Annotated in this window: 19 protein-coding genes and 1 pseudogene; 13 read left to right on the top strand and 7 right to left on the bottom strand. The window is 62.8% G+C overall.

The genetic code is table 11. The features are described 5' to 3' along the window. Nucleotides 1–53: 53 nt before the first annotated feature. The gene (locus AC4P1R_RS07710; protein WP_492177597.1) at nt 54–791 is read right to left on the bottom strand and encodes a helix-turn-helix transcriptional regulator; all 738 of its coding nucleotides are present in this window, start codon (nt 789–791) and stop codon (nt 54–56) included. 263 nt (nt 792–1,054) lie between these two features. Beyond that, nucleotides 1,055–3,367, bottom strand: a complete 2,313-nt coding sequence (locus AC4P1R_RS07705) for an NADP-dependent malic enzyme (protein WP_492177596.1) — start codon at nt 3,365–3,367, stop codon at nt 1,055–1,057. A 210-nt stretch (nt 3,368–3,577) separates the two neighbouring features. On the opposite strand from AC4P1R_RS07705, the gene AC4P1R_RS07700 reads away from it, so the two are divergent. Together AC4P1R_RS07700 and AC4P1R_RS07695 are read left to right on the top strand one after the other, a co-directional pair. Then, a complete protein-coding gene (locus AC4P1R_RS07700) occupies nt 3,578–4,420 on the top strand; it encodes a UDP-2,3-diacylglucosamine diphosphatase (RefSeq protein ID WP_492177595.1) in 843 nt (280 codons plus the stop codon). Between the two features lie 181 nt (nt 4,421–4,601). Continuing rightward, on the top strand, nt 4,602–5,822 hold the full coding sequence (locus AC4P1R_RS07695) for an MFS transporter (protein WP_069458461.1): 1,221 nt from the start codon (nt 4,602–4,604) through the stop codon (nt 5,820–5,822). On the opposite strand, the gene dgcA is transcribed toward AC4P1R_RS07695, so the two are convergent. Beyond that, on the bottom strand, nt 5,774–6,757 hold the full coding sequence (gene dgcA, locus AC4P1R_RS07690; protein WP_492177594.1) for an N-acetyl-D-Glu racemase DgcA: 984 nt from the start codon (nt 6,755–6,757) through the stop codon (nt 5,774–5,776). The genes AC4P1R_RS07695 and dgcA overlap by 49 nt on opposite strands. 289 nt (nt 6,758–7,046) lie before the next feature. Here dgcA and AC4P1R_RS07685 point away from each other — a divergent pair, with 289 nt between their 5' ends. The 4 genes from AC4P1R_RS07685 (at nt 7,047) to AC4P1R_RS07670 (ending at nt 11,167) form a co-directional block, all read left to right on the top strand. Next, the gene (locus AC4P1R_RS07685) at nt 7,047–8,189 is read left to right on the top strand and encodes an ABC transporter permease (protein WP_492177593.1); all 1,143 of its coding nucleotides are present in this window, start codon (nt 7,047–7,049) and stop codon (nt 8,187–8,189) included. A gap of 12 nt (nt 8,190–8,201) precedes the next feature. Continuing rightward, nucleotides 8,202–9,008: an ABC transporter ATP-binding protein gene (locus AC4P1R_RS07680; RefSeq protein WP_069458464.1), complete on the top strand. Its 807-nt coding sequence runs from the start codon at nt 8,202–8,204 to the stop codon at nt 9,006–9,008. 92 nt (nt 9,009–9,100) lie between these two features. After that, the gene (locus AC4P1R_RS07675) at nt 9,101–10,471 is read left to right on the top strand and encodes an MlaD family protein (RefSeq protein WP_069458465.1); all 1,371 of its coding nucleotides are present in this window, start codon (nt 9,101–9,103) and stop codon (nt 10,469–10,471) included. A 78-nt stretch (nt 10,472–10,549) separates the two neighbouring features. Further along, nucleotides 10,550–11,167, top strand: a complete 618-nt coding sequence (locus tag AC4P1R_RS07670; RefSeq protein WP_492177592.1) for an ABC-type transport auxiliary lipoprotein family protein — start codon at nt 10,550–10,552, stop codon at nt 11,165–11,167. Nucleotides 11,168–11,215: 48 nt separating this feature from the next. Here the strand turns inward: AC4P1R_RS07670 and AC4P1R_RS07665 are convergent, their stop codons facing one another. After that, nucleotides 11,216–11,494 (bottom strand): BON domain-containing protein, encoded by a 279-nt coding sequence (locus tag AC4P1R_RS07665; protein WP_069458467.1) that lies wholly within the window; start codon nt 11,492–11,494, stop codon nt 11,216–11,218. 73 nt (nt 11,495–11,567) lie between these two features. Then, nucleotides 11,568–12,479 carry an oxygen-dependent coproporphyrinogen oxidase gene (gene hemF / locus AC4P1R_RS07660; protein WP_492177591.1) on the bottom strand — a complete coding sequence of 304 codons (912 nt, stop codon included), beginning with the start codon at nt 12,477–12,479 and terminating at the stop codon, nt 11,568–11,570. Between the two features lie 218 nt (nt 12,480–12,697). Here hemF and AC4P1R_RS07655 point away from each other — a divergent pair, with 218 nt between their 5' ends. Continuing rightward, nucleotides 12,698–12,958, top strand: coding sequence for a hypothetical protein (locus tag AC4P1R_RS07655; protein WP_069458469.1), 261 nt, complete (start codon nt 12,698–12,700; stop codon nt 12,956–12,958). Nucleotides 12,959–13,216: 258 nt separating this feature from the next. Further along, complete coding sequence (locus AC4P1R_RS07650; protein WP_492177590.1) at nt 13,217–14,422, top strand: MFS transporter; 1,206 nt, start codon at nt 13,217–13,219, stop codon at nt 14,420–14,422. 114 nt (nt 14,423–14,536) lie between these two features. Here AC4P1R_RS07650 and soxR read toward each other — a convergent pair whose 3' ends face one another. Then, nucleotides 14,537–15,025 (bottom strand): redox-sensitive transcriptional activator SoxR, encoded by a 489-nt coding sequence (gene soxR / locus AC4P1R_RS07645; RefSeq protein ID WP_492177589.1) that lies wholly within the window; start codon nt 15,023–15,025, stop codon nt 14,537–14,539. A gap of 78 nt (nt 15,026–15,103) precedes the next feature. Between soxR and AC4P1R_RS07640 the strand changes: the two genes are divergently transcribed. Beyond that, nucleotides 15,104–15,676, top strand: a complete 573-nt coding sequence (locus tag AC4P1R_RS07640) for an NADPH-dependent FMN reductase (protein WP_492177588.1) — start codon at nt 15,104–15,106, stop codon at nt 15,674–15,676. A gap of 127 nt (nt 15,677–15,803) precedes the next feature. Here AC4P1R_RS07640 and AC4P1R_RS07635 read toward each other — a convergent pair. Next, nucleotides 15,804–16,251 (bottom strand): annotated as a pseudogene (locus AC4P1R_RS07635) (tRNA (cytidine(34)-2'-O)-methyltransferase). Nucleotides 16,252–16,719: 468 nt separating this feature from the next. Between AC4P1R_RS07635 and AC4P1R_RS07630 the strand changes: the two are divergent. The 4 genes from AC4P1R_RS07630 to AC4P1R_RS07615 all read left to right on the top strand — a co-directional run bounded on the left by AC4P1R_RS07630 (nt 16,720) and on the right by AC4P1R_RS07615 (nt 22,719). After that, nucleotides 16,720–18,573, top strand: coding sequence for an ABC transporter ATP-binding protein (locus AC4P1R_RS07630; RefSeq protein ID WP_492177587.1), 1,854 nt, complete (start codon nt 16,720–16,722; stop codon nt 18,571–18,573). 109 nt (nt 18,574–18,682) lie between these two features. Further along, nucleotides 18,683–20,548, top strand: a complete 1,866-nt coding sequence (locus tag AC4P1R_RS07625; protein WP_492177586.1) for an ABC transporter ATP-binding protein — start codon at nt 18,683–18,685, stop codon at nt 20,546–20,548. A 297-nt stretch (nt 20,549–20,845) separates the two neighbouring features. After that, a complete protein-coding gene (gene petA, locus AC4P1R_RS07620; RefSeq protein WP_069458475.1) occupies nt 20,846–21,424 on the top strand; it encodes a ubiquinol-cytochrome c reductase iron-sulfur subunit in 579 nt (192 codons plus the stop codon). A gap of 14 nt (nt 21,425–21,438) precedes the next feature. Next, nucleotides 21,439–22,719 (top strand): cytochrome b, encoded by a 1,281-nt coding sequence (locus tag AC4P1R_RS07615; RefSeq protein WP_069458476.1) that lies wholly within the window; start codon nt 21,439–21,441, stop codon nt 22,717–22,719. Nucleotides 22,720–22,749: the final 30 nt, after the last annotated feature.

The raw sequence follows: 22,749 nt of genomic DNA, 5'->3' as shown, positions 1-22,749 counted from the left end.
TAAATTTTGGGGGGTGGTGTACCGATTTTCAGGTCGGCTCGGAAATCAGCCCGTCAGATGGTGGGGATCAAGGCATGGCGAACGGCTTGCGCAACGGCCTGCGTGTTCGACACTACGTTGAGCTTTCGTCGGGCGTTGGTCATGAAGAAACGGACCGTGCGCTCGGAGATGCCGAGGATGGTGGCGATTTCCCAATAGCTCTTGCCGGCTGCCGACCAGGTGAGGACCTCGGTTTCACGCAAGGTCAGTCTCATGTCGCGCTCGTCCATGGCCCCGGGCATCGCCGAATGCTCGAGCATGGAGGCGTGAAACAGATTTGCGGCCAGTTGGAAATCACGCAGATGGCGGCGGCGATAGTCGGACCATTCCGCCGGCGAAAGATTGGAACTGATAGCGAGAAGCGCCATACGACTGGCTGGAGACGGAAGCGGCAGAGCCACGCCCTCCGTCGACAGACCGATCTCCTCTGCCGCCTCGAAGAGCGGTTCGCATTCGGGAAAGCGTCGGCGGGCGCTCGCCCATTCGACGGGCCTGACGCCGCCGAGCGCAAGTCTCAGAATCGGGTCGATCCGGTGGAGCCCTCTCGAATGATAGAGATCGGCAGCATAGGCGCCGAAAGTGTGATGCAGGCGGCAGACTTTCAGGCCATCTGCCGATGGTTCCGCCTCGAGGTAGAGGAGATGCGCGATATTGAAGGTGCGGCGCATCAAGGCAAAGAATTGCTGCGGTTCGGCGCAGCCTCCGTATTCGACGACATCCAGCAGATCGAGGACAGCTTGTTCATCAGTCATGCCGTAACACCGATTCATGCCCCTAGAATAAACATGGTTTAGTGAGACCGTCTTTGTCTAGTGCTATATTTCGTAAACGCTGCAGTCGTCCTGTTATATCAATCGGTGATTGTGGTTTTGTGGCGGCAGGACTTAAAAATCGCCAAATGCGCGATTGCTGAAGCAACGATCGCCCGGGATCAGCTCGAACCGGACTGTCCAAGCTCATCCCCGTTCAAAGGGCGCGGAGTCGGGTGAGCCGCTGGAGAAACCCAAGCTCGGTATCAGGCGGGATGGCTCGCCTCCACGACGGCGAGGGCGGCCATGTTGACGACGCCGCGCGAGGTCACCGAGGGTGAGAGGATGTGCGCCGGCAAGGCCGAGCCGAGGAGTATCGGCCCCACATGGAGGCTGTCGGTCATCGTCTTGACCACGCCCAGGGTTATGTTGGCGGCGTCGAGATTGGGAAAGACGAGCAGATTGGCTTCCCCTTTCAGGGTGCTGTTCGGCATCACGCGCTGGCGCAGGATTTCGGAAATTGCCGAGTCGCCGTGCATCTCGCCGTCGACCTCGAGGTCAGGCGCAAGCTCGCGCACGAGCCGGAGCGCGGTACGCATCTTGGAGGCGCTCTCGGAATCGCGTGAGCCGAAGTTCGAATGCGAAACGAGTGCGGCGTGGGGGGTGATGCCGAAGCGCCGGATTTCGTCGGCGGCCATCACGGTCGTCTGGGCGATCTCTTCGGCGCTAGGGTCGTAGCTGACATAGGTGTCGGTGAAGAAGGTGGCGCCGCGCTGCGAGATCAGCAGGCTGAGGGCCGAGAAATCGTGGACGCCCGATTTCTTGCCGATGATCTGCGACACGTCGCGCAAATGTCTCGCGTAGCGCCCTTCGACGCCGCAGATCAGCGAATCGGCTTCGCCGCGCTTGACCGCGAGAGCCCCGATGACCGTCGTATTGGTGCGCACGATCGTGCGGGCGGCCTCCGGAATGACGCCGAGGCGGCCGACTATGGCGAAATAGTCGTCGACATAGTCGCGGTACCGCGGATCGCCTTCGGGGTTCACCACTTCGAAATCGACATCGGGTCTGATCCTGAGACCATAGCGGCGCAGCCGCGTCTCGATGATCTGGGGACGCCCGATCAGGATCGGGTTGGCGGTACCCTCCTCAAGCAGGACCTGGGCCGCCCGCAACACCCGTTCATCCTCGCCCTCGGCGAAGATGACGCGGTTCTTCGCCGCATTCTTGGCGGCGGCGAAGACCGGCTTCATGATGAAGCCGGAACGGAAGACGAAGCGATTGAGCTTGTCGAGATAGGCGTCGAAGTCCTGGATCGGACGAGTGGCAACCCCGGATTCGGCGGCGGCACGCGCGACGGCCGGAGCGATCCTGAGGATCAGCCGCTGGTCGAAAGGCGAGGGGATCAGGTAATCCGGTCCGAAAACCGGTGTCTCGCCGGAATAGGCGCGGGCGGCGACGTCGGAGGGTTCCTCGCGGGCAAGGCCCGCAATGGCCCGCACGGCCGCCATCTTCATCTCTTCGTTGATGGTGCGCGCGCCGCAATCGAGCGCGCCGCGGAAAATATAGGGGAAGCAGAGGACGTTGTTGACCTGGTTCGGATAGTCGGAACGACCGGTGCAGATCATCGCGTCGGGGCGCGCGGCGCGGGCGACTTCCGGCATGATTTCCGGGGTCGGATTGGCGAGCGCCATGATCAGCGGCTTTTCGGCCATCTGCGCCAGCAGTTCGGGCTTGAGCACGCCGGCGGCCGAAAGGCCGAGGAAGACGTCGGCGCCGCCGATGCTGTCGGCAAGCACGCGATTGTCGCTCTCCTGCGCATAAACGGATTTCCACTGGTCCATCAGCGCTTCGCGGCCCTTGTAGACGAGGCCTTCTATGTCATGGACCCAGATGTTTTCGCACTTTGCGCCGAGCGTCACGAGCAGGTTGAGGCATGCAAGTGCGGCAGCGCCCGCGCCGGAGGCGACGATCTTCGCCTTGGCGATGTCCTTGCCGGCAAGTTCCAGCCCGTTCAAGACGGCGGCGGCGACGATGATTGCGGTACCGTGCTGGTCATCGTGGAAGACGGGGATATCCATCTTCTCTCGCAGGCGGCGCTCCACCTCGAAGCATTCTGGCGCCTTGATGTCCTCAAGATTGATGCCGCCGAAGGTCGGCTCGAGCGCCGAAACAACATCGACCATGCGCTCGACGGTCGGGGCGTCGATCTCGATGTCGAAGACGTCGATGCCGGCGAATTTCTTGAAGAGAACGGCCTTGCCCTCCATGACCGGCTTAGAGGCCAGCGGGCCGATATTGCCGAGGCCGAGGACGGCCGTGCCGTTCGAGATGACGGCGACGAGATTGCCGCGTGCGGTGAAGTCGGCGGCGGTTTCCGGATCGTCTCTGATGGCGAGGCAGGGGGCGGCGACCCCGGGCGAGTAGGCCAGAGCCAGGTCGCGCTGGTTGCCGAGCGGCTTTGTCGGCTGGATCTCGAGTTTGCCGGGGCGAGGGTAGCGATGGAAGAAGAGTGCCTGGCTGTCGATATCGCCGCTCTCCGGCACCGATTGGGATTTCGCTTTGTCGCCCATGTTCATACCTTGCTTCCCTCGATTCCCGAACGCTGGCCTTTTGGCACGATTTCAGCGCGACGTACAGTTTTCGCTTTCAGTCATGTCAATGTCGGAGCCGGACAAGAACGGTCCGACTCGGAAACCGGAATGGGGCAAGGCGCGGCCCGTGTCATCTTCCTGAAACACGAGTCTGGTTTTGACGGAGGCAAATGGCTCTAGCAAGATGAGGCTCGCATGACAGCGGCAGCGGTATCGGAACCGAATCCCGTCCGGAAATTGCGCACGCTCTTCATTTCCGACCTTCACCTCGGCTCGAAAGCGGCCAGGACGGATTACCTGCTCGATTTCCTGCGCCACCACGAAGCCGAGACCATAATCCTCGTCGGCGATATCGTCGACGGCTGGCGGCTGAAGCGGAGCTGGTATTGGCCGCAGCAGTGCAACGACGTCATCCAGAAGCTGCTGCGCAAGGCGCGCAAGGGTACGCGGATCATCTACGTTCCCGGAAACCACGACGAGTTCATGCGCGATTTTCCCGGAATACACTTCGGCGGCATCGAGGTCGCGCAGCGGCATGTGCATCGGGGTGCCGACGGACGAAACTATCTCGTGCTGCACGGCGACGAATTCGACGTGGTGGTGCGCAATGCGCGGGTGCTCGCCTATCTCGGCGACTGGGCCTACGACATGGCGATCGCGGTCAACATCGGCCTCGCTGCGATCCGCCGTCGGCTCGGCATGCCCTATTGGTCGTTCTCGTCCTGGGCCAAGCTGCAGGTCAAGCATGCCGTGAATTTCATCGGCGAGTTCCAGAAGGTCGTGGCCGAGGAGGCGCGCCGCCACCAGGCACAGGGCGTCATCTGTGGCCATATCCACCACGCGGTGATCGAGGATATCGGCGGCATCCGTTACATCAACACGGGCGACTGGGTCGAGAGCTGCACGGCGATCGCCGAGCATCACGACGGTACTATGGAACTAATCACCTGGCACAGCCTGCGCGGCAATGCGACGGTCGCGGAAGACGCGAGCGAGGTCGGATTGCCGGTGTCCGTTCCGGCGCAGCAGGCAGCCTGAGTCATTCGATCCGGACCTGTAGCGCCATGCATTCAACAGATGCAAGCAGACGCACGTCGCTGTCGCACTTGGTATTGGATGCGGCAGCGCAACCGCTGCCGAGGGCCTGTAGCGAAAACTAGCGGATGGTGCGCCGCGGGGGAGCCGTGCTAAAGCTGGCGGACAGCCACCAGGTTCTCCCATGATTCCCGCACCTGCCCCCCCGGTTCTGGGGCCACCGCCGCGCCATTTCGCGCTTCGCCTCGCGCTGCTCTTTTGCGCTCCGTTGATCGTCAACGGTTTCGCCCTGCCGTATTTTCCGGTCTGGCTCAGCACGCTTGCGCTGAGCGAATTCGAGATCGGCGTGGTGCTCGCGGTGCCGATGTTCATCCGCGTGATCACGGCGCCGCTTGCGGGGGTGCTCGCCGACCGGCTCGGAGAGCGCACTATCGTGCTCGTCTGGTCCGGCTGTCTGTCGCTTGCGACCGCTTTCATCCTTTTCTTCGCGCACAGCTTCTGGCCCGTGCTTGTGATCTACGCGCTGCAGTCCGCGGTCTATTCTCCCTATCTGCCGATCGTCGAAGCGATTGCATTGTCGGGGGTGCGTCGCTGGGGCTTCGATTATGCGCATATGCGCGTCTGGGGATCTATCGCCTTTATCGGCGCGACCATGCTCGGCGGCTGGATGATCGGCCTCATCGGCGGTGCCATGGTGTTGCCGGCGATGGCGGTCGGCTTCGGGCTGACGATCGTGATGGCCCTTGTGGCGCCGCGGATCGGGCGGCCCCGCCGACCGTCACCGATCACGGCGATCACCGAGCCACCGCCGCAGTCGCTGCGTCAGTCCGATCTGCAATTGCTCCTCGTCGGGGTGACTCTGGTCAACAGCAGTCATGCGATGCTCTATGCCTTTTCGGCCATCTACTGGCAGAGCATCGGCTATAGCGGAACGCAGATCGGCGTTCTCTGGAGCGCCGGCGTGGCCGCGGAAGTGCTGATGTTCTTCTTCGCCCGCACGATCATCCGGCGCTTCAGCGTCTGGGCGATGATTTTTTCCGGCTGTCTGCTGGCGGTGGCGCGCTGGCTGATTTTCCCGATGGAGCTGGGCTTCTCCGGCTATTTCATTCTCCAGTGCTTCCACGCCTTCACCTTTGCGATCATGCACACGGGCATGCAGCACAAGCTCGTGGAGCGGGTCAGTGAGGAACAGGAGGCGGCCGCCCAGGGGCTCTATTTCTTCTACACCGGCATGTTCACGGCGATCTTTACCTTTGTGGCGGGTTACTTCTACGCCTGGTTCGGCGTCGCTGGCTTCTATTCGATGTCGGTCGTCGCGCTCATCGGCTTCTGCTTCGCATATGCCGGCTGGTACCTTCAGCCCCAAAGGCTCGGCTCGGGCGGGAAGACGAGCGAGGCCTCGTAGCGCAGGCCCGCATCGCGGTCCCGGGCGAGCAGCAGCGGGCCGTCGAGGTCGATGAAATCGGCACCCTGCGCCAGAAGAACCGCCGGCGCCATGGCCAGCGAACTGCCGACCATGCAGCCGACCATGAGCTTGAGGCCGAGCGCTTCGGCGGCGCGGCGCATACGCAAGGCTTCGGTGAGCCCGCCGGTCTTGTCGAGCTTGATGTTGACGGCGTCATAGCGGCCGACGAGCGATTGCAGGTCCTCCGTACCGTGCACGCTTTCATCGGCGCAGACCGGGACCGGGCGGGCAATCCGGGTCAGCGGTTCGTCTCGGCCGGCCGGCAGCGGCTGCTCGACGAGGGCGATGCCGTTTTCGAGGCAGGCCGAGAAATGCATAGCGAGATTGTCCTCGCTCCAGCCCTCATTGGCATCGAGGATGATGCGGCTCGCGGGGGCAGCCTGCCGCACGGCGCGAATGCGAGCCCTGTCGTCCACGGTTCCGACTTTTACCTTGAGCAGCGCCCGGTGGGCGTATTGCGCCGCTTGCGCCATCATCGCCTCCGGCTCGGCGAGCGAAATGGTGTAGGCGGTGGTCAGGGGCCTCGGTTCGGCGATACCCGCCAGATAGGCGGCGGAGCGCCCGCTTCGTTTCGCTTCCAGGTCCCAGAGCGCACAATCGATGGCGTTGCGGGCGGCACCCGCCCTCATCGCCCGCTGCAGTTCCTCCCGGCCGATGCCGCGTTCAACGAACGGGCGAACCGCTTCTATTTCGCTAAGCACCGTCTCGACGGATTCGCCATAGCGGGCATAGGGCACGCACTCGCCCGAACCGGTCAGCGTCCCGTCGGTGAGGCGGCAGGTGACGACGTCGGCGGTCGTCTTCGAGCCTCGCGAAATCGTGAAGGTGCCGGCGATCGGGAAATGTTCGACGGTTGCTGCAAGGGAAATCGGCATTGATCTTCTCCGGCGCCGGCGTGGCTTTCGCAATCGGCATGTTACAGGTCGCCCGCGGGTCTTGCGGCTGTGTCTTTTCGGTCGCATGGCTGGGCTGCGGCACGCCTTCTCATATCTCCCTCGGTTCAAGGACGAAGACATGCGGCCATCCGAGTGCTACAGCGGCATTCCCGTGGCCGGGAAAGGCGCGTGACGCTACAGTACGACTTTGAATTCCTGCGCAATTTTGTCCTTGGATCGAATCTGGTTTAAGAGACTACGCAATGGCAAAGCGAAAGACCAAGAAAACGTGACGCGGGCTCAAACACAGACTGTTGCCGATGTCGTCCTCGAGGAGGGCGAAGGAGGAACCGGGCGGCGCTACGTCTTCAGCGGCGACTGGCGGCACCGGACGGCCGAGGCCATGGCGGCCAAGCTGAACAGGCTCGACAAGCCGTCGCGAGACCATGATGAATTCGACCTTTCCGCCGTCACCGCGATGGACACCGCGGGCGCCTGGATCATTCGGCGCTTCGTCAACGGGAGCGGTGGCGAGGTTCGCTTCACCGGCGGGGGCGAGCGGTATGTCGAGCTCGTTCAGGCGATGCCGGCCGAACTGCCGCTGCCGGAACGCGACGCGAGAAGGCCTTCGCTTTTCCAAAGGCTGTTCGCGCCGATCGGCGAACTCACGGTGTCGATCTGGACCGATACTTTTGCGGCCATGTTCATCCTCGGTTCGGCGGTTCGCGGCGCGCAAATGAAGCTTGGGCGCCATGCCGGCGTTTCGCCGGCTGCGATCGTGCACCAGATCGATCGCATGGGTGTCATGGCGGTGCCGATCATCGCCCTCATGTCGTTCCTGATCGGCGCCATCATTGCGCAGCAGGGCGCCTTTCAACTGCGCGCATTCGGCGCCGAGATCTTCGTCGTCGATCTGGTCGGCATTCTGCAATTGCGCGAAATCGGCGTACTTCTGACGGCGATCATGATCGCCGGCCGATCGGGAAGCGCGATCACGGCCGAGATCGGCTCGATGAAAATGCGCGAGGAGGTCGACGCGCTGAAGGTCATGGGGTTGAGCCCCGTCGGCGTTCTCGTCTTTCCGCGGCTGGTGGCGCTCACCATCGTCCTGCCGCTCTTGACGATCCTTGCCAACTTTGCCGCCCTCGCCGGCGCGGCACTCGTCGCCTGGACCTATTCCGACATCACGTTCGCAACATTCCTTTCGCGGCTGCAGGAATCGATCGATTTTTCCACCGTTGCGGCGGGTATGATCAAGGCGCCCTTCATGGCGCTGATCATCGGAGTGGTTGCGGCAGTCGAGGGCCTGAAGGTCGGCGGCAGCGCCGAATCGCTGGGGCGTCACGTGACTTCGTCTGTGGTCAAGTCGATCTTCGTGGTCATTCTCATCGACGGGCTGTTCGCCATGTTCTATGCGGCGATCGATTTCTGAGGCGGGCGGATCATGGTTCAAGAAGTCATGGAGCGGCAATCGGATCGGGCGGCGGAGAGGCGCGAAGTGGTGCTTTCCGTTCGCGACCTGACCGTCGGCTTCGGCGACAATATCGTTCTCGACAGGCTCAATCTCGAGATCTACCGCGGCGAAATCCTCGGTTTCGTCGGCGCCTCGGGAACCGGCAAATCGGTGCTGATGCGCACCGTACTGCGTTTGCTGCCGAAACGGTCCGGCACCATCGAGATCCTCGGCGCCGAATATGACAAGCTCGGCGAAGCGGAGCGTATCGCCCTCGACATGCGTCTCGGCGTGCTATTTCAGCATGGTGCACTGTTTTCCGCCCTGACGGTGCGCGAGAACATCCAGGTGCCGATGCGCGAATATCTCGATCTGCCGCAGGATCTGATGGACGAACTGGCGCGCTTGAAGATCGAGTTGGTCGGGCTCGCGCCGGAAGCGGCGGAGAAATACCCGGCGGAGCTCTCGGGTGGTATGATAAAGCGTGCGGCGCTGGCGCGCGCATTGGCGCTTGATCCGGATCTGGTGTTTCTCGACGAGCCGACCTCCGGCCTCGATCCGATCGGTGCGGCGGAGTTCGACGAGCTGATCGCCAAGTTGCGGGACACACTTGGGTTGACCGTGTATATGGTGACGCACGATCTGGACAGCCTGTTTTCGGTCTGCGACCGGATCGCGGTCCTCGGCCAAAAGCGCGTGCTCGTCTCCGGGACAATCGAGGACATGCTTGCCTGCGAGGAGCCATGGGTGAAATCCTATTTCCGCGGCAAGCGGGGAAGGGCGGTGGTGCGGGCGTAAGCCCGTCCTGCCGATCGCATTTGGAAGTGCTTCGGAGGCTCGCCTGCCGAAGCGGACGAAAGCGGCGGGAGCCGCAAGGGTGGTCATAGCCGATGGAAACCAAAGCAAATTATGCCATTGTCGGCTTTTTCACGGTGTTCGTGATCGCCGCTGCGTTCGGTTTCGTCTACTGGATGGCGCAATATGGCCGGGTTGGCCAGATGGTCGAACTCATCGTCAATATTCCCGGTTCGGCCAACGGCCTTTCGGTCGGCTCGCCGGTGCGCTTCAACGGCATCAATGTGGGCACCGTTCGCAATCTCGCGATCGACGCCAATGATCCGCGCTACTCGATTGCCATTACCGAGGTGTCGGCCGATGCGCCGGTGCTGAAGTCGACCACGGCGACGCTGGAGGTACAGGGACTTACGGGTGCGGCCTACATCGAACTCAGCGGCGGGCGAAAGGGCGACGAGAACATCCTCCAGACGGCGCTCGAAAGGGGAACGTCGGCGACCATCACCGCCGACCAGTCGAGCGTCACCAGCCTGCTTGCGACCGCCGACCAGATTCTTGACCGGGCAAACAGCGCCATCACGGATATCCAGGGTTTCGTCACGGAAATTCGCCAGCCTTTGACCGCGACCATCGGCAATGCGGAGAAGTTCTCGAAGGCGCTGGCGGATAATTCCGGCGCCATCGACCAGTTCCTGAAGAGCGTCGAGGAATTGTCGGGGTCGGTCAGCGCCGCATCGAAGAAACTCGACACCACGCTCGAGAGCGCCGACAGGCTGATCAATGCCGTCGATCCCAAGAAGATCGACACGATCGTCAGCAATGTCGAGCAGCTGAGCAGCGATCTGAAGGACGCTTCCGGCGGTGTTTCGGAAGCGGTCGACGGGTTCAGGCGCACGGTCGGCACCTATAACGAATTCGGCAAGAGTGCGCAGGAGACCCTGAAGCGTGTCGATACGCTGGTGGCCGCCGTTGATGCGCAGAAGGTAGGAACGGTCGTCAACGATATCTCCGTGGCAAGCGCCGATGCGCGCAAGATCGCCGCCCAGGTTTCGAGCTTCGCCGAAAAAATCGCCGCCCGTCAGGAGGACATAGACCAGACGATCACCGATTTCACCCAAATGTCGAACAAGCTGAATGCCGCTTCCGACCGGGTCGACAGCATTCTGGTGAAGATCGACGGTTTCCTTGGTGATGCGGACGCACCATCGCTTTCCGCAGAGGCGCGCGCGACGCTCGAGTCTTTCCGCAATATGGCCAACAACCTCAATGCGCAGATCGGACCCATTGCCGACAACCTGAAGCGCTTCTCCAATTCCGGCCTCCGGGACGTAGAGTCGCTCGTGACCGAAACGCGTCGCACCGTTCAGAGCTTGCAGAGTACAATTTCTAATTTCGACAAAAATCCGCAACGCCTTCTATTCGGCGGCGAGACTGTCAAGCAATATGATGGCCGCACGCGGCGGTGATTCGGCCGCGGCCAGTCTGGTGATGCGGCGCGCGGGGGGGATCCGTGCGACGCGTAGCTGTTTGGGGATATTTGCCGCATGCATTTTCCGGGTGTGTTTACTGTGCGTAAGGCGGGGGCCGCCCGGCTCGCCGTGGTTATTTCGATGGCGATGATCTTGGCGGGATGCGGCACCCGTCCGGCGGTCAACGACACGTTCAGCCTGGCCGCGACGCCTGTCGTGGAGCGCCCGCGAGCGACCAATCGCCAGATCCTGGTGCCTGAACCGACGGCGCTGAGGACGCTCGACAGTGATCAGATCGTCGTTCGACTTTCCGAATCCGAATTGCGTTTCCTCGCCAAGGCGCAGTGGGGCGACCGGCTGCCGCGCATAGTTCAGGACAGGCTCGTCCAGACATTCGAGGATACCGGCAGGGTCGGTGGCGTGGGCAAGCCGGGACAGGGGCTCGCGATCGACTACCAGGTCATCACGGAAATCCGCGCCTTCGAGATATCCACCGACGGCGCCGATACGGCGGTCGTCGAGATTTTCGCCAAGATCCTTGATGACCGCAACGGCACCGTGCGCCGGCAGCGGGCGTTCCGGGCCGTCGCGCCCGTGCGCGGCACGGGCAATCCGGCGTTTGTTTCAGCGCTCGATGCGGCATTCGCGAAGGTTGCGGCGGATATCGTCGGCTGGACGCTGGCGTCGATCTGATTTGAGATTCCCGGCGGCGTGAAGACGCGAGGAAAGCAGGGCGGACGTTCAACCCCTGCCGGCCTTCGCAAGCTCGATCCGGTTGACGACCTTGGCGACACCGGGAACGGATCGTGCCGCTTCCTCGGCGCGGAGAATTTCCTCCCCAGTTGCCACCCGGCCGCCGAGCACCACCGCTTCGCCTCGGCAGGTCACGGTAATTTCGGCGGCATCCAGCCCGGGCGCGGCGGCAAGCAGGTTTGCCACCCGCCGCTCCAGTTCAGCCGGCTGCGGGGGCGTGAATCGCTCCGGCTCCTCGCCGAAGAATGTGCGCTTCTTGAACACCATCCGAAAATCCCTCGGGTGAGGGCTCCCGTTTCGGTGAGGAAACGCCGACTGCGCGGGTTTTGTTCGACGATGATTATGGCCAGCGGACCACCGGGGGGAGCGACGAGAGGATGGACTCGACGTTTCCACCGGTCTTCAGACCGAAGATCGTGCCGCGGTCGTAGAGGAGGTTGAACTCGACATAGCGGCCACGGCGTACGAGCTGCTCGTCACGATCGGCCTCGGTCCAGGGGCTGTTGAAGTTCGCCCTGACGATCTTCGGATAGACGAGCGCAAAGGCCTTGCCGACGTCGCGGGTGAAGGCGAAATCCGCCTGCCACCCGCCCAGTTCGTCCGGCGAGTGCAGCCAATCGAAGAATATGCCGCCCGTGCCGCGTGGTTCGTTGCGGTGTTTGAGGTAGAAATACTCGTCGCACCACTGCTTGAACTTCGCGTGATCGGCGACCGCGTGCCGATTGCAGGTGATCTCCATCGCGCGATGGAAAAGCATCGTATCCGCGTCGGTCATCACGCGCCGGCGGTCGAGGACCGGCGTCAGGTCGGCGCCGCCGCCGAACCAGTTGCTCGTGGTCACGACCATGCGTGTATTCATGTGAACGGCGGGAACGTGCGGATTGACCGGATGGGCGATCAGCGAAATCCCGGAGGCCCAGAATCGCGGATCTTCGCCGGCGCCGGGGATCTGACTGCGGAATTCCGCGGAGAATTCGCCGTAGACCGTGGAAGTGTGGACGCCGACCTTTTCGAAGACGCGGCCCTCCATCATCGACATACGGCCGCCGCCGCCGGCACCTTCCTCACGCAGCCAGTCCTTGGCGGCGAAGCGGCCCGGCGGTCGATCCGACAGCGGCCCTGCGAGGTCGTCCTCTATCGCCTCGAAGGCAGAACAGATCGTATCGCGCAAAGCTTCGAACCAAGACTTTGCGTCGGCCTTCTTGTCTTCGATGTCGGCAGGCAAGTCCTGCGGCAGTTGCGGTCTTTCCATGGGATTTCATAGTCCGTTTGCGGCTCGCCGAGGTAAGCCGCCGATTCGATGTCGTCGCCACAGTCCATATTTCGGGACGAATGGCAACTGCGGAAGGCAGCACGATTCCATTGCCCTGCAGGGGTGCGATCACCGGCATTTTGCGGCGGTCGGCCCTGGTATGATCGGGACTGGCAACGGCGCCGCCTCCATCCTATCTTCTCAGCAGAGGTATCGCCATGGCGAAGAAACCACCAGGACCACCGCTCGAGGGACTGCGGCGCCAGATCGCCCGCAGCCGCAGCGAACGGTCTGCGCGAGGCGGCAGCGTCTTCGTCCGCGAGACGTTCCGCCTCGAACGGACTGCGGCCCGGGCCAAGGCGCGCGAATGGTTCGAGACCTGGCCCAAGGCCGCCTACTGGACGGAAGTGGAAAGCTGGCGCCAGCTCGAGGGTGATGAGATCGAGTTCACCATGCGCCGGCTTCCGAGTGCGGATTAGAGCATGATCAGACCGGAGTGAAACGAGGATCGATAAGATCATGCGTCAGAAAGAAAGCGTTAGAGCGCCGATCTGATCCCAGATCGAAACGCGCTCGAGGTCTCGCGACTCCATCGCTTCGTGTCGATGGCCCTCTTGTCCCCGTCGCGAAAAAAATCTCAGAGGCGTAATTGCGGTGTGGTCAAGACCGCGTCGGCGGCGTAAACCTATGGCTGCATTCCCCCCGGCCCTGTTTCGCCTGCTCCCACCATCGGTTTCATGCCTGTTCTCCGCGCGGTTGTCATTCTCTCAGTGACCCAGATCATCGCCTGGGGCGCAATGTTCATGTTCGTGTCAGTCACCGCGGCTGGCATGGCCGCCGATCTTGGGCTCCGGCCGTCCGGCATCTATTTCGGGCCGACCGTCATGCTGGTGGTGATGGCGGTATGCTCTCCGCCACTGGCGTCGTTCTACGCGCGTCTTGGTGCGCGGCGGGTGCTTTCACTTGGTTCGGCGCTCGCGGCGCCGGGGCTGTGGCTGCTCGCGGCTGCTCATGGACCACTCGCCTATTTCGCCGCCTGGGCTGTCCTCGGCATGGCCGGGGCTGCCACGCTCACGACCTCGGCGCATGTCTTCCTGACCGAGATTGCCGGGGAGAGCGCGCGCCGGGCGATCGGAGCGCAGATGCTCGCCATGGCGCTGGCGCCGAGCATCTCCTGGCCGGTGACTGTATTCTGTGAGGCGGCGCTCGGCTGGCGCGGCACTTTCGTCCTTTACGGCGCCACGATGCTCCTCGTCTGCGCACCACTGCATCAGTTCGCTTTGCCGCGAACCGCCGCGCCGGCGCGCGTGCCGCATGGCGTTGCCGCGGCCGCAGAGGCGAAGCGCGCAAGGGGCCGCCGCTCCCCGGAGGTGGTAGCGTTGATCACCGCGGCCGTCGCGCTCAATGGCTTCGTCACCTGGGGATTCCAGCTCGTCGTCATCGATCTCTTCCGCAGCTTCGCGGTTGCGGATCGTCTGGCCGTGGGCTTCGGCTCGGCCATCGGCTTCATTCAGCTGTCGGCGCGGCTGTTCGATTTCCTCGGCGGCAATCGCTGGGATGGCGTGACGACGGGGCTCGTCGCAGCCGCGATCATGCCGTTGGCGGTTGCGGCCCTGGCTTTCGGTCAAGGCGCCGAGTGGTCGATCGTCCTTTTCCTGCTGCTCTACGGCCTGTCCAGCGGCGCCATGTCCGTGAGCCGCGCGACGATGCCGCTCGTTTTCTTCTCTCCCGCGCAATACGCGGCGGTCATGGCGCGTCTCGGGCTGCCGCTCAATCTTGCCTTCGCGGCAGCGCCGCCGTTCTTCTCCTTCGTTCTCGAAGCGGCGGGCAATGCCTGGGCACTGTCGATCGCTTTTTTCTGTTCCTGCGGCACGCTGGCCAGCATGGCGCTTATCAGCCGGATGCGGCGTTCCTTGGAACGAAGCGTCTTCAAGGAAGCCTGACATGTCGGCGCCGCGCCGTCTCATCGACAAACGGCGACGGGCAAAGGTCGCTGTAGCACTCCGAATCCTGAATGCCTTGTCCTTAGATCGAGCTCGATTTGGGCTGGAACGACCTCAACCGGGTTCCGGTTCGCTCACGCCATCCGCCGGTTCGATCAGGCGTGGACCTGCGCCCTCGGTGCCGAGCACATCATAGGGATTGCGCAAGGGGCAATCGCGCATCGACAGGCAGCCGCAGCCGATGCAGCCGGTCAATTGATCGCGCAATGCGGTCAGCTTGGCGATGCGTTCGTCGAGCTGCTGCCGCCAGGACTTCGAGAGCTTGCCCCAATCCTCCACCGTCAGCGGCCGGTCGTCGGGCAAGATCGACAATGCAGACTGGATCTCCGAGAGGGGAATTCCCGTCCGCTGGGCGACCTTGATGACCGCCACGCGCCGCAGCACGCCGCGCGGATATCGCCGCTGGTTGCCGCGGCTGCGGTTGCTGCGGATCAGTCCCTTGTTTTCGTAGAAGTGAAGCGTCGAGACGGCGACTCCACTGCGTGCGGCGACTTCGCCGACCGTTAGCTCGCGCTTGATCTCGTGGCCATCATCTTTGTTCATGGGCGCTATTGACCTCAACTATGCTTGAGGTTCTATAGCATAAGCTCCCTGTAGCCAACAACAAGGAGCTGATTGCGCATGACAGAGAAAATGACCCTTGCCCTGATCTACGGCAGCGCACGGCAGGGCCGCTTCTGCGACACGGTCGCGAGCTGGCTCATCCGCGAGCTTTCGAGTTCCGACGTCTTCAGCCTGACGTTCGTCGATCCGCTGCGGTTCAGGAGCGCGCGCGGCGAGAAGCCGAGCGATCTCGGTGAGTGGATGGAACGCAAGGTGAGCGAGGCCGATGCTTTCGTCGTCGTCACGCCGGAATACAATCACGGTTATCCGGCGGCGTTGAAGGAACTGATCGATTCCGTCTACGAGCCCTGGCACGCCAAGCCGGTGGCCTTCGTCTCCTATGGTGGCGCCTCCGGCGGGATCAGGGCTGTCGAGCAATTGCGCCAGGTATTCGGAGAGCTGCATGCGGTAACGCTGCGGGATGGGGTGACCTTGCCGAAAGCCTGGTCGAAATTCGATGCGGCGGGCAATCCCTACAAGCCCGAGGAAATGCAGGCTCCTCTTTTCCTGATGATGGATCGGCTGACCTGGTGGGCGCGCACGCTGAAAACCGCGCGCAGGGCGACGCCCTACAATGAGATCGCCGCATGATGGTCGCAGCCTCGCCGAATCGATGGCGCCCAAAGATATCGCGCTACTCAGCGCGGGCGATCTTCATGGTGATATTTGGTCCCGCCCGAACGGACTTCGCGGAGGGCGCGGCGTGATGCTGCCAAGCTCAAAAGGCCTCGACCTGCCGCATCGCCTCTCCGACGATCATGGCAGCCGCCATCGCGATGTTGAGAGAGCGCTGGCGCGGCGCCATCGGAATGAGAATGCGTGCGTCGGCCCTCTCATGGACATGATCGGGCACGCCGGCGCTTTCCCGGCCGAAGAGGAGGATGTCTTCCGGACGAAAGCCGAACCGGGTGTAGGGCTCGGCAGCCTTGGTGGAGGCGAGCACCAGGCGTCGGCCGGTTTCGGCTCGCCACGCTTCGAAGCGCTCCCAATTGACGTGACGGGTGAGCGTGACGGAGGCGACGTAGTCCATGCCGGCGGTCGGAGAGGTCGAAACCGGCCGGCTCGATCACGTCGACGGCGAGGCCGAGGCAGGCGGCCAGGCGAAGGATTGTGCCGGTATTGCCCGGAATGTCCGGTTGATAGAGGGCGATGCGCAGATTCGTCATGAGTTTCCAGGGATGGGGCAAATTTGCGAAGGCGAGGACCTCTATTACATCGAAAGGCTTCCTCTGCCACCATCCGATGCCGCGATGCGTCGTCTGTGCGTCCACCCTCAATTGCATGCCGCTAATCTGTGCCGTATCGGCAACAGGGCGGGCGCCGGTGAAGAAAAGGGCAGCAAAATACGTGCGACAATCTGGCGCGGAGCTCCGAATAGGGTTAAAGGTCTTTCATCTTCAACGCGAACCGACGGAGGCATGCATGACAATTCTGATGTTGACACGCCTCCCACGTGTGGCCGGGCCTTTTCTGGCCTGACCGGTTCCGCGCCTTTTCCTTCTGCCGATCGAATGACGCGTGGCCCGGTTCTCCGGAGGTTTCAGCGCGTTTGCAGCGTTCCCGGACTGCCTATCCAAAGCCAATGAAAGCGGGGACACCCGCCTTCCTTCAAAATCCCTGAAGGAGCTTCACAGATGTTCGGCTGGTTTGAATCCCGCCTTAATCCTTATCCGCCGGAAGAGCCGGCGCTTCCGCCGAAGGGTCTCTTCGCCTTCTGCTGGCACTACAGCAAGTCCGCGATGCCATGGCTCCTCGTCATGGCCGTTTGCACGATGCTGATCGCCGTCGGCGAGGTGGCGCTGTTCCAGTTTCTGGGCAATGTCGTCGATTGGCTGTCCAACGCGGATCGGGAGGGCTTTCTCGCGGTCGAGGGCGGTAGGCTGGCATGGATGGGCGCGCTGGTCCTGATCGGCCTGCCCGTGCTGGTCGCGCTCGACTCGTTGGTCATGCATCAGGTTCTGCTCGGCAATTATCCGATGATCGCGCGCTGGCAGATGCACCGTTATCTGCTCCGGCAGAGCATGACCTTCTTCTCCAACGAGTTTGCCGGGCGCGTCGCCACGAAGGTGATGCAGACGTCGCTTGCGGTCCGCGAAACGGTGATGAAGCTCCTCGACGTCTTCGTCTACGTGGTCAGCTATTTCACGACGATGCTGATCGTGGTCGCGGCGGCGGACTGGCGGCTCGTCGCACCGCTCGCGATCTGGCTGGTCATCTATGTCGCGATCGTCAGCCATTTCGTGCCGCGGCTGCAGAAGATCTCCAAGCAACAGGCGGATGCGCGTTCGATGATGACGGGGCGCATCGTCGACAGCTACACCAATATCGGCACGGTGAAGCTGTTCTCGCATGCGGGGCGTGAGGAGATCTACGCGCGTGCCGGCATGGAGGAGTTTCTCGACACCGTCCATCGGCAGATGCGCAAGGTGACGCTGTTCCATATCTGCGTCTACACGAACAATTGCGTTGCGCTCTTTGCGGTCGGTGCGCTTGGCATCTACCTGTGGCTGACAAGCGCGATCTCCGTCGGCGCGATCGCGGTGGCGATCGGTCTTGCCATGCGCATCAACGGCATGTCGCAGTGGATCATGTGGGAGGTCTCGACGCTGTTCGAGAATATCGGCACGGTCTATGACGGCATGGGCATGATGACCAAGGCGCACGACATCGTCGACAGGCCGGATGCGGGCGTGCTCAAGGCGGAGAAGGGAGCGATCGGCTTCGAGAACGTCCGCTTCCATTACGGCAAGGCGAAAGGCGTCATCGACCGGTTGTCGCTCGACATCCGGCCTGGCGAGAAGATCGGCCTTGTCGGCCGGTCCGGCGCCGGCAAGACGACGCTGATGAACCTGCTCTTGCGCTTCTACGACCTGGAGGAGGGGGTGATCCGGATCGACGGCAGGGACATCTCGCTCGTGACACAGGATAGCCTTCGCTCGCAGATCGGCGTGGTGACGCAGGACACATCCCTGCTTCATCGCTCCATTCGCGACAACATCGCCTACGGGCATCGGGAGGTAGACGACGCTCAGATCATCGCTGCCGCGAAGAAGGCGAATGCCTGGGAGTTCATCCAGGCGCTCGAAGACAACCAGGGACGGAAGGGTCTCGACGCACAAGTCGGCGAACGCGGCGTGAAGCTTTCCGGCGGTCAGCGCCAGCGGATCGCCATTGCGCGCGTCTTTCTGAAAGATGCGCCGATCCTGATCCTCGACGAGGCGACTTCGGCGCTCGATTCGGAAGTGGAGGCGGCGATCCAGGAGAACCTCTTCGCGCTGATGTCCGGCAAGACGGTGATCGCGATCGCGCACCGGCTTTCGACGCTGACGGAGATGGACCGGCTCGTGATCCTGGAGGCCGGCCGGATCGTGGAGACGGGATCACATGCCGAACTGATAGCCAAGAGAGGGCTTTACGCCGATCTCTGGTCGCGCCAATCGGGCGGCTTCATCGCCGACGATGTCGGGAAGGAGGAGGCGGCGGAATGATCCGCTGCTTCTTGCGGGGCTCACGCGGGGTTTGAAGCTTACGCATTTGTAATCGGGGGGACGGCGGAAAGCGATTGCCGTCCGACTCCAGCCACCTATTATCAGAACAATGCTGCGTTCCATCGTCGCCATCTTCGAGAACTGGATCCGTCCCTTCGCGCCGCGGGAGCGCCTCCAGCCGCCACATTCGCTGTGGGGGTTTGCCTGGTTCTATGCGAGCCAGGCAAAGGGGCCCTTCTGTGCCATGGCGGCGCTCGGCGGCCTGGTGGCGATGCTCGAAGCCGGGCTCTTCTATTTCGTGGGCCGTCTCGTCGACGTGCTCGACACCGTCCGGCCGGAGGATGGCTGGAGCGGATTGATCGCCGCCAACGGTCCGGAACTGATCTTCATGCTGCTGACGGTCCTGGTCTTCCGCTTCGTCGCCGTTTCGCTCGCCGCGCTCGTCGAAGAGCAGTCGATCATCACCGGCTTTCTCAACCTCGTGCGCTGGCAGTCCTACGTGCATGTGGCCCGACAGTCGTTGGGCTTCTTCCAGAATGAATTTTCCGGGCGCATCGTCACCAAGGTGTGGACCGGCGCGCAGGCGACGAGCGACCTCATCGTTTCGCTGCTGCAGGTCGTCTGGTTCATCGTCATCTACACTGCCTCCACCATGGCCCTCATCGCCCAGCTCGATTGGCGCCTGGCGGCGATGGTGGCGTTCTGGATCCTCGTTTTCCTGGCGCTCGCCCGCTATTTCGTCCCGCGGGTCCGCCGGCACGCCCGCAATACCGCCGAGATGGCATCGATGCTCAACGGCCGCATGGTCGATGCCTATTCCAACATGCAAACGCTGAAGCTGTTTGGCAGCGACGAGGAGAATGATCGCTATATCCGCGCCGGCTTCGATCGCTACCAGGGAGCGGTGATCCCGTTTACGCGCCTGTTGACGGGCGTCCGGGCGTCGCAGGCGCTGCTTTCGGGGCTGATGATCACGGCGATCGCCGTCTACTCCATCGATCTGTGGCTCGCCGGCTCCGTGAGTTCCGGCGCGGTCGCCTTCACCCTGGCGCTCGTGCTGCGGCTCAACATGCTGCTCGGCCGGATGATGGGGCAGTTCAATGCGATCATGCGCAACATCGGCACGATGCAGAATTCGGCCGAGCTCGTCTCGCAGCCGATCGGCCTCGTCGACCGGCCGGGAGCGCCAGACCTCGACGTCAGCCGGCCCGAAATCCGCTTCGAGCGCGTCCGGTTCCACTATGGCAAGGGCGGCGGCGTCATCGATGATTTTTCCCTCACCATCCGCCCCGGCGAGAAAGTCGGGATTGTCGGGCGCTCGGGCGCCGGCAAGTCGACGCTCGTCAATCTGCTGCTGCGCTTCTACGACCTCGAGGGCGGCCGCATCCTCATCGACGGGCAGGACATTGCGGCGGTCCGGCAGGAATCCCTGCGCGGGCAGATCGGGATGGTCAGCCAGGATACGTCGCTGCTCCATCGCTCGATACGCGACAACATCCTTTTCGGCCGCCCCGGCGCCTCGGAAGAAGACCTGGTCGAGGCGGCGCGCCGGGCCGAGGCCCTTGAGTTCATCGCCAGCCTTCAGGACCAGCGCGGCCGCAAGGGGTTCGATGCGCATGTCGGGGAGAGGGGCGTGAAGCTCTCCGGCGGGCAGCGGCAGCGGATCGCCATCGCCCGCGTCATGCTCAAGGATGCGCCCATTCTCGTTCTCGACGAGGCGACTTCGGCGCTCGACTCGGAAGTGGAGGCGGCCATCCAGTCGAATCTCGAGCGCCTGATGCATGGCAAGACCGTGCTCGCTATCGCGCATAGGTTGTCGACGATCGCGGCTCTCGACCGCTTGGTAGTGATGGACCGGGGGCGCATCGTAGAAGATGGGACCCATGCCGAACTGATCGCCCGCGGCGGCCTTTATGCCGAGCTTTGGGCCCGTCAATCGGGCGGCTTCATCGCGCAGGAAGAGGCCGCCGAATAGCGGCCCGCGATGCAGTCGAATAGCACGCCAAGCCCTTGCGCTGATTGCCCGCATTTTTCCCCGCGACAATCTGCCCACCCTGCCTCATGAAGGCTGGACATAGTCGGCGATCGAGCATAGAACGCGCCGGATTGCCGGGGAATCCGTGTGCCGGATTCTCCGGATTCCGCCATCCGATCCGAGGCTTGCAACTGCGAGCCGGACAGGGTGCCGGTATATGAGACAGGGCGCGGTTCCGTGACTCGGGGACGGGGGAATGCGGTGTCCGCAACATTTGCGTGAGAGGATGGTTTAGCCGTGAGCGAACACGACACTTCAAGCGAGACCTTGGGCGAGCCCACTCGCCGCGACTTCCTGTACCTGGCCACGGGCATGGCCGGCGTCGTCGGCGCCACGGCCGCCGCCTGGCCGTTCATCGACCAGATGCGTCCGGACGCATCGACGCTCGCGCTCGCTTCAATCGAAGTCGACGTCTCGAGCCTGCAGCCCGGCATGTCGCTGACGGCCAAGTGGCGCGGAAAGCCGGTCTTCATCCGCAACCGCACCGACAAGGAAGTCGAGGAAGCCAAAGCCGTGCCGCTTGACGAGCTCAAGGACCCGGCTGCTCGTAACGCCAACCTCCCGGCGGATTCCGAGGCGACCGACCTCGATCGCTCCGCCGGCGAAGGCAAGGAAAACTGGATCGTGATGATCGGCTCCTGCACCCATCTCGGTTGCGTGCCGCTTGGCCAGGCCGGCGACTTCGGCGGCTGGTTCTGTCCCTGCCACGGCTCGCACTACGATACGGCCGGCCGCATCCGGAAGGGCCCCGCACCGGAGAACCTCCCCGTGCCGACCTTCACGTTCGTTTCCGACACAGTTATCAAGATCGGTTGAGGGGACTACTGATAATGAGTGCTGATCATTCAACCTACACGCCAACGACGGGCATCGAGAAGTGGGTTGATTCCCGTCTTCCGCTGCCGCGTCTGATCCACGACTCTTTCGTCTCCTATCCGGTGCCGCGCAATCTCAACTATGCTTACACGTTCGGCGCCATGCTGTCGGTGATGCTGATCGTGCAGATCCTAACCGGCATCGTGCTGGCCATGCACTATGCCGCCGAGACGAGCGTCGCCTTCAATTCGGTCGAAAAGATCATGCGCGACGTCAACCAAGGCTGGCTGTTGCGCTACCTGCACGCCAATGGAGCGTCCTTCTTCTTCATCGCGGTCTATCTGCATATCGCCCGCGGCCTCTATTACGGCTCCTACAAGGCGCCGCGCGAGATCCTCTGGATTCTCGGCGTCGTGATCTATCTCCTGATGATGGCGACGGGCTTCATGGGTTACGTGCTGCCCTGGGGGCAGATGTCGTTCTGGGGGGCGACGGTCATCACCGGCTTCTTCTCGGCCTTCCCGCTGGTCGGCGAATGGATCCAGCAGTTCCTGCTTGGCGGCTTCGCCGTCGACCAGCCGACGCTGAACCGCTTCTTCTCGCTGCACTATCTGCTGCCCTTCATGATCGCCGGCGTCGTCGTCCTGCACATCTGGGCGCTGCACGTCACAGGTCAGACGAACCCGACGGGAGTCGAGGTCAAGTCGAAGACCGATACCGTGCCCTTCACGCCCTATGCGACGCTGAAGGATGCGCTCGGCGTTTCCGTTTTCCTGATCGTCTATGCCTGGTTCGTCTTCTACATGCCGAACTTCCTCGGCCACCCGGACAACTACATCCCGGCTGACGCGCTGAAGACCCCGGCCCACATCGTTCCGGAATGGTATTACCTGCCGTTCTACGCGATGCTGCGCGCCATCACCTTCAACATCGGCCCGATCGACTCCAAGCTCGGCGGCGTTCTGGTGATGTTCGGCTCTATCCTCGTCCTGTTCTTCCTGCCCTGGCTCGATACCTCGAAGGTCCGTTCGGCCGTCTACCGCCCGTGGTACAAGCTGTTCTTCTGGATCTTCGTCGCCGACGCCATCATGCTCGGCTGGCTCGGTTCGCGTCCCGCGGAAGGCGTCTACGTCCTGATGTCGCAGCTCGGCACGCTGTATTATTTCGGCTTCTTCCTCGTCGTCATGCCGGTACTCGGCCTGATCGAGACGCCGAAGCGCATTCCGAATTCCATCACGGAGGCGGTGCTTGAGAAGCAGAATGCGAAGGCGCAGCCGAAGACCGCGCACGCCTGACCGGAACAGCGATTGATAAGGAACTCACAA

It is taken from the genome of Sinorhizobium sp. Y406 (assembly GCF_058732025.1).
Note: the sequence above shows the minus strand (reverse complement) of the source record. Positions and strands in the feature narration are given on the sequence as shown.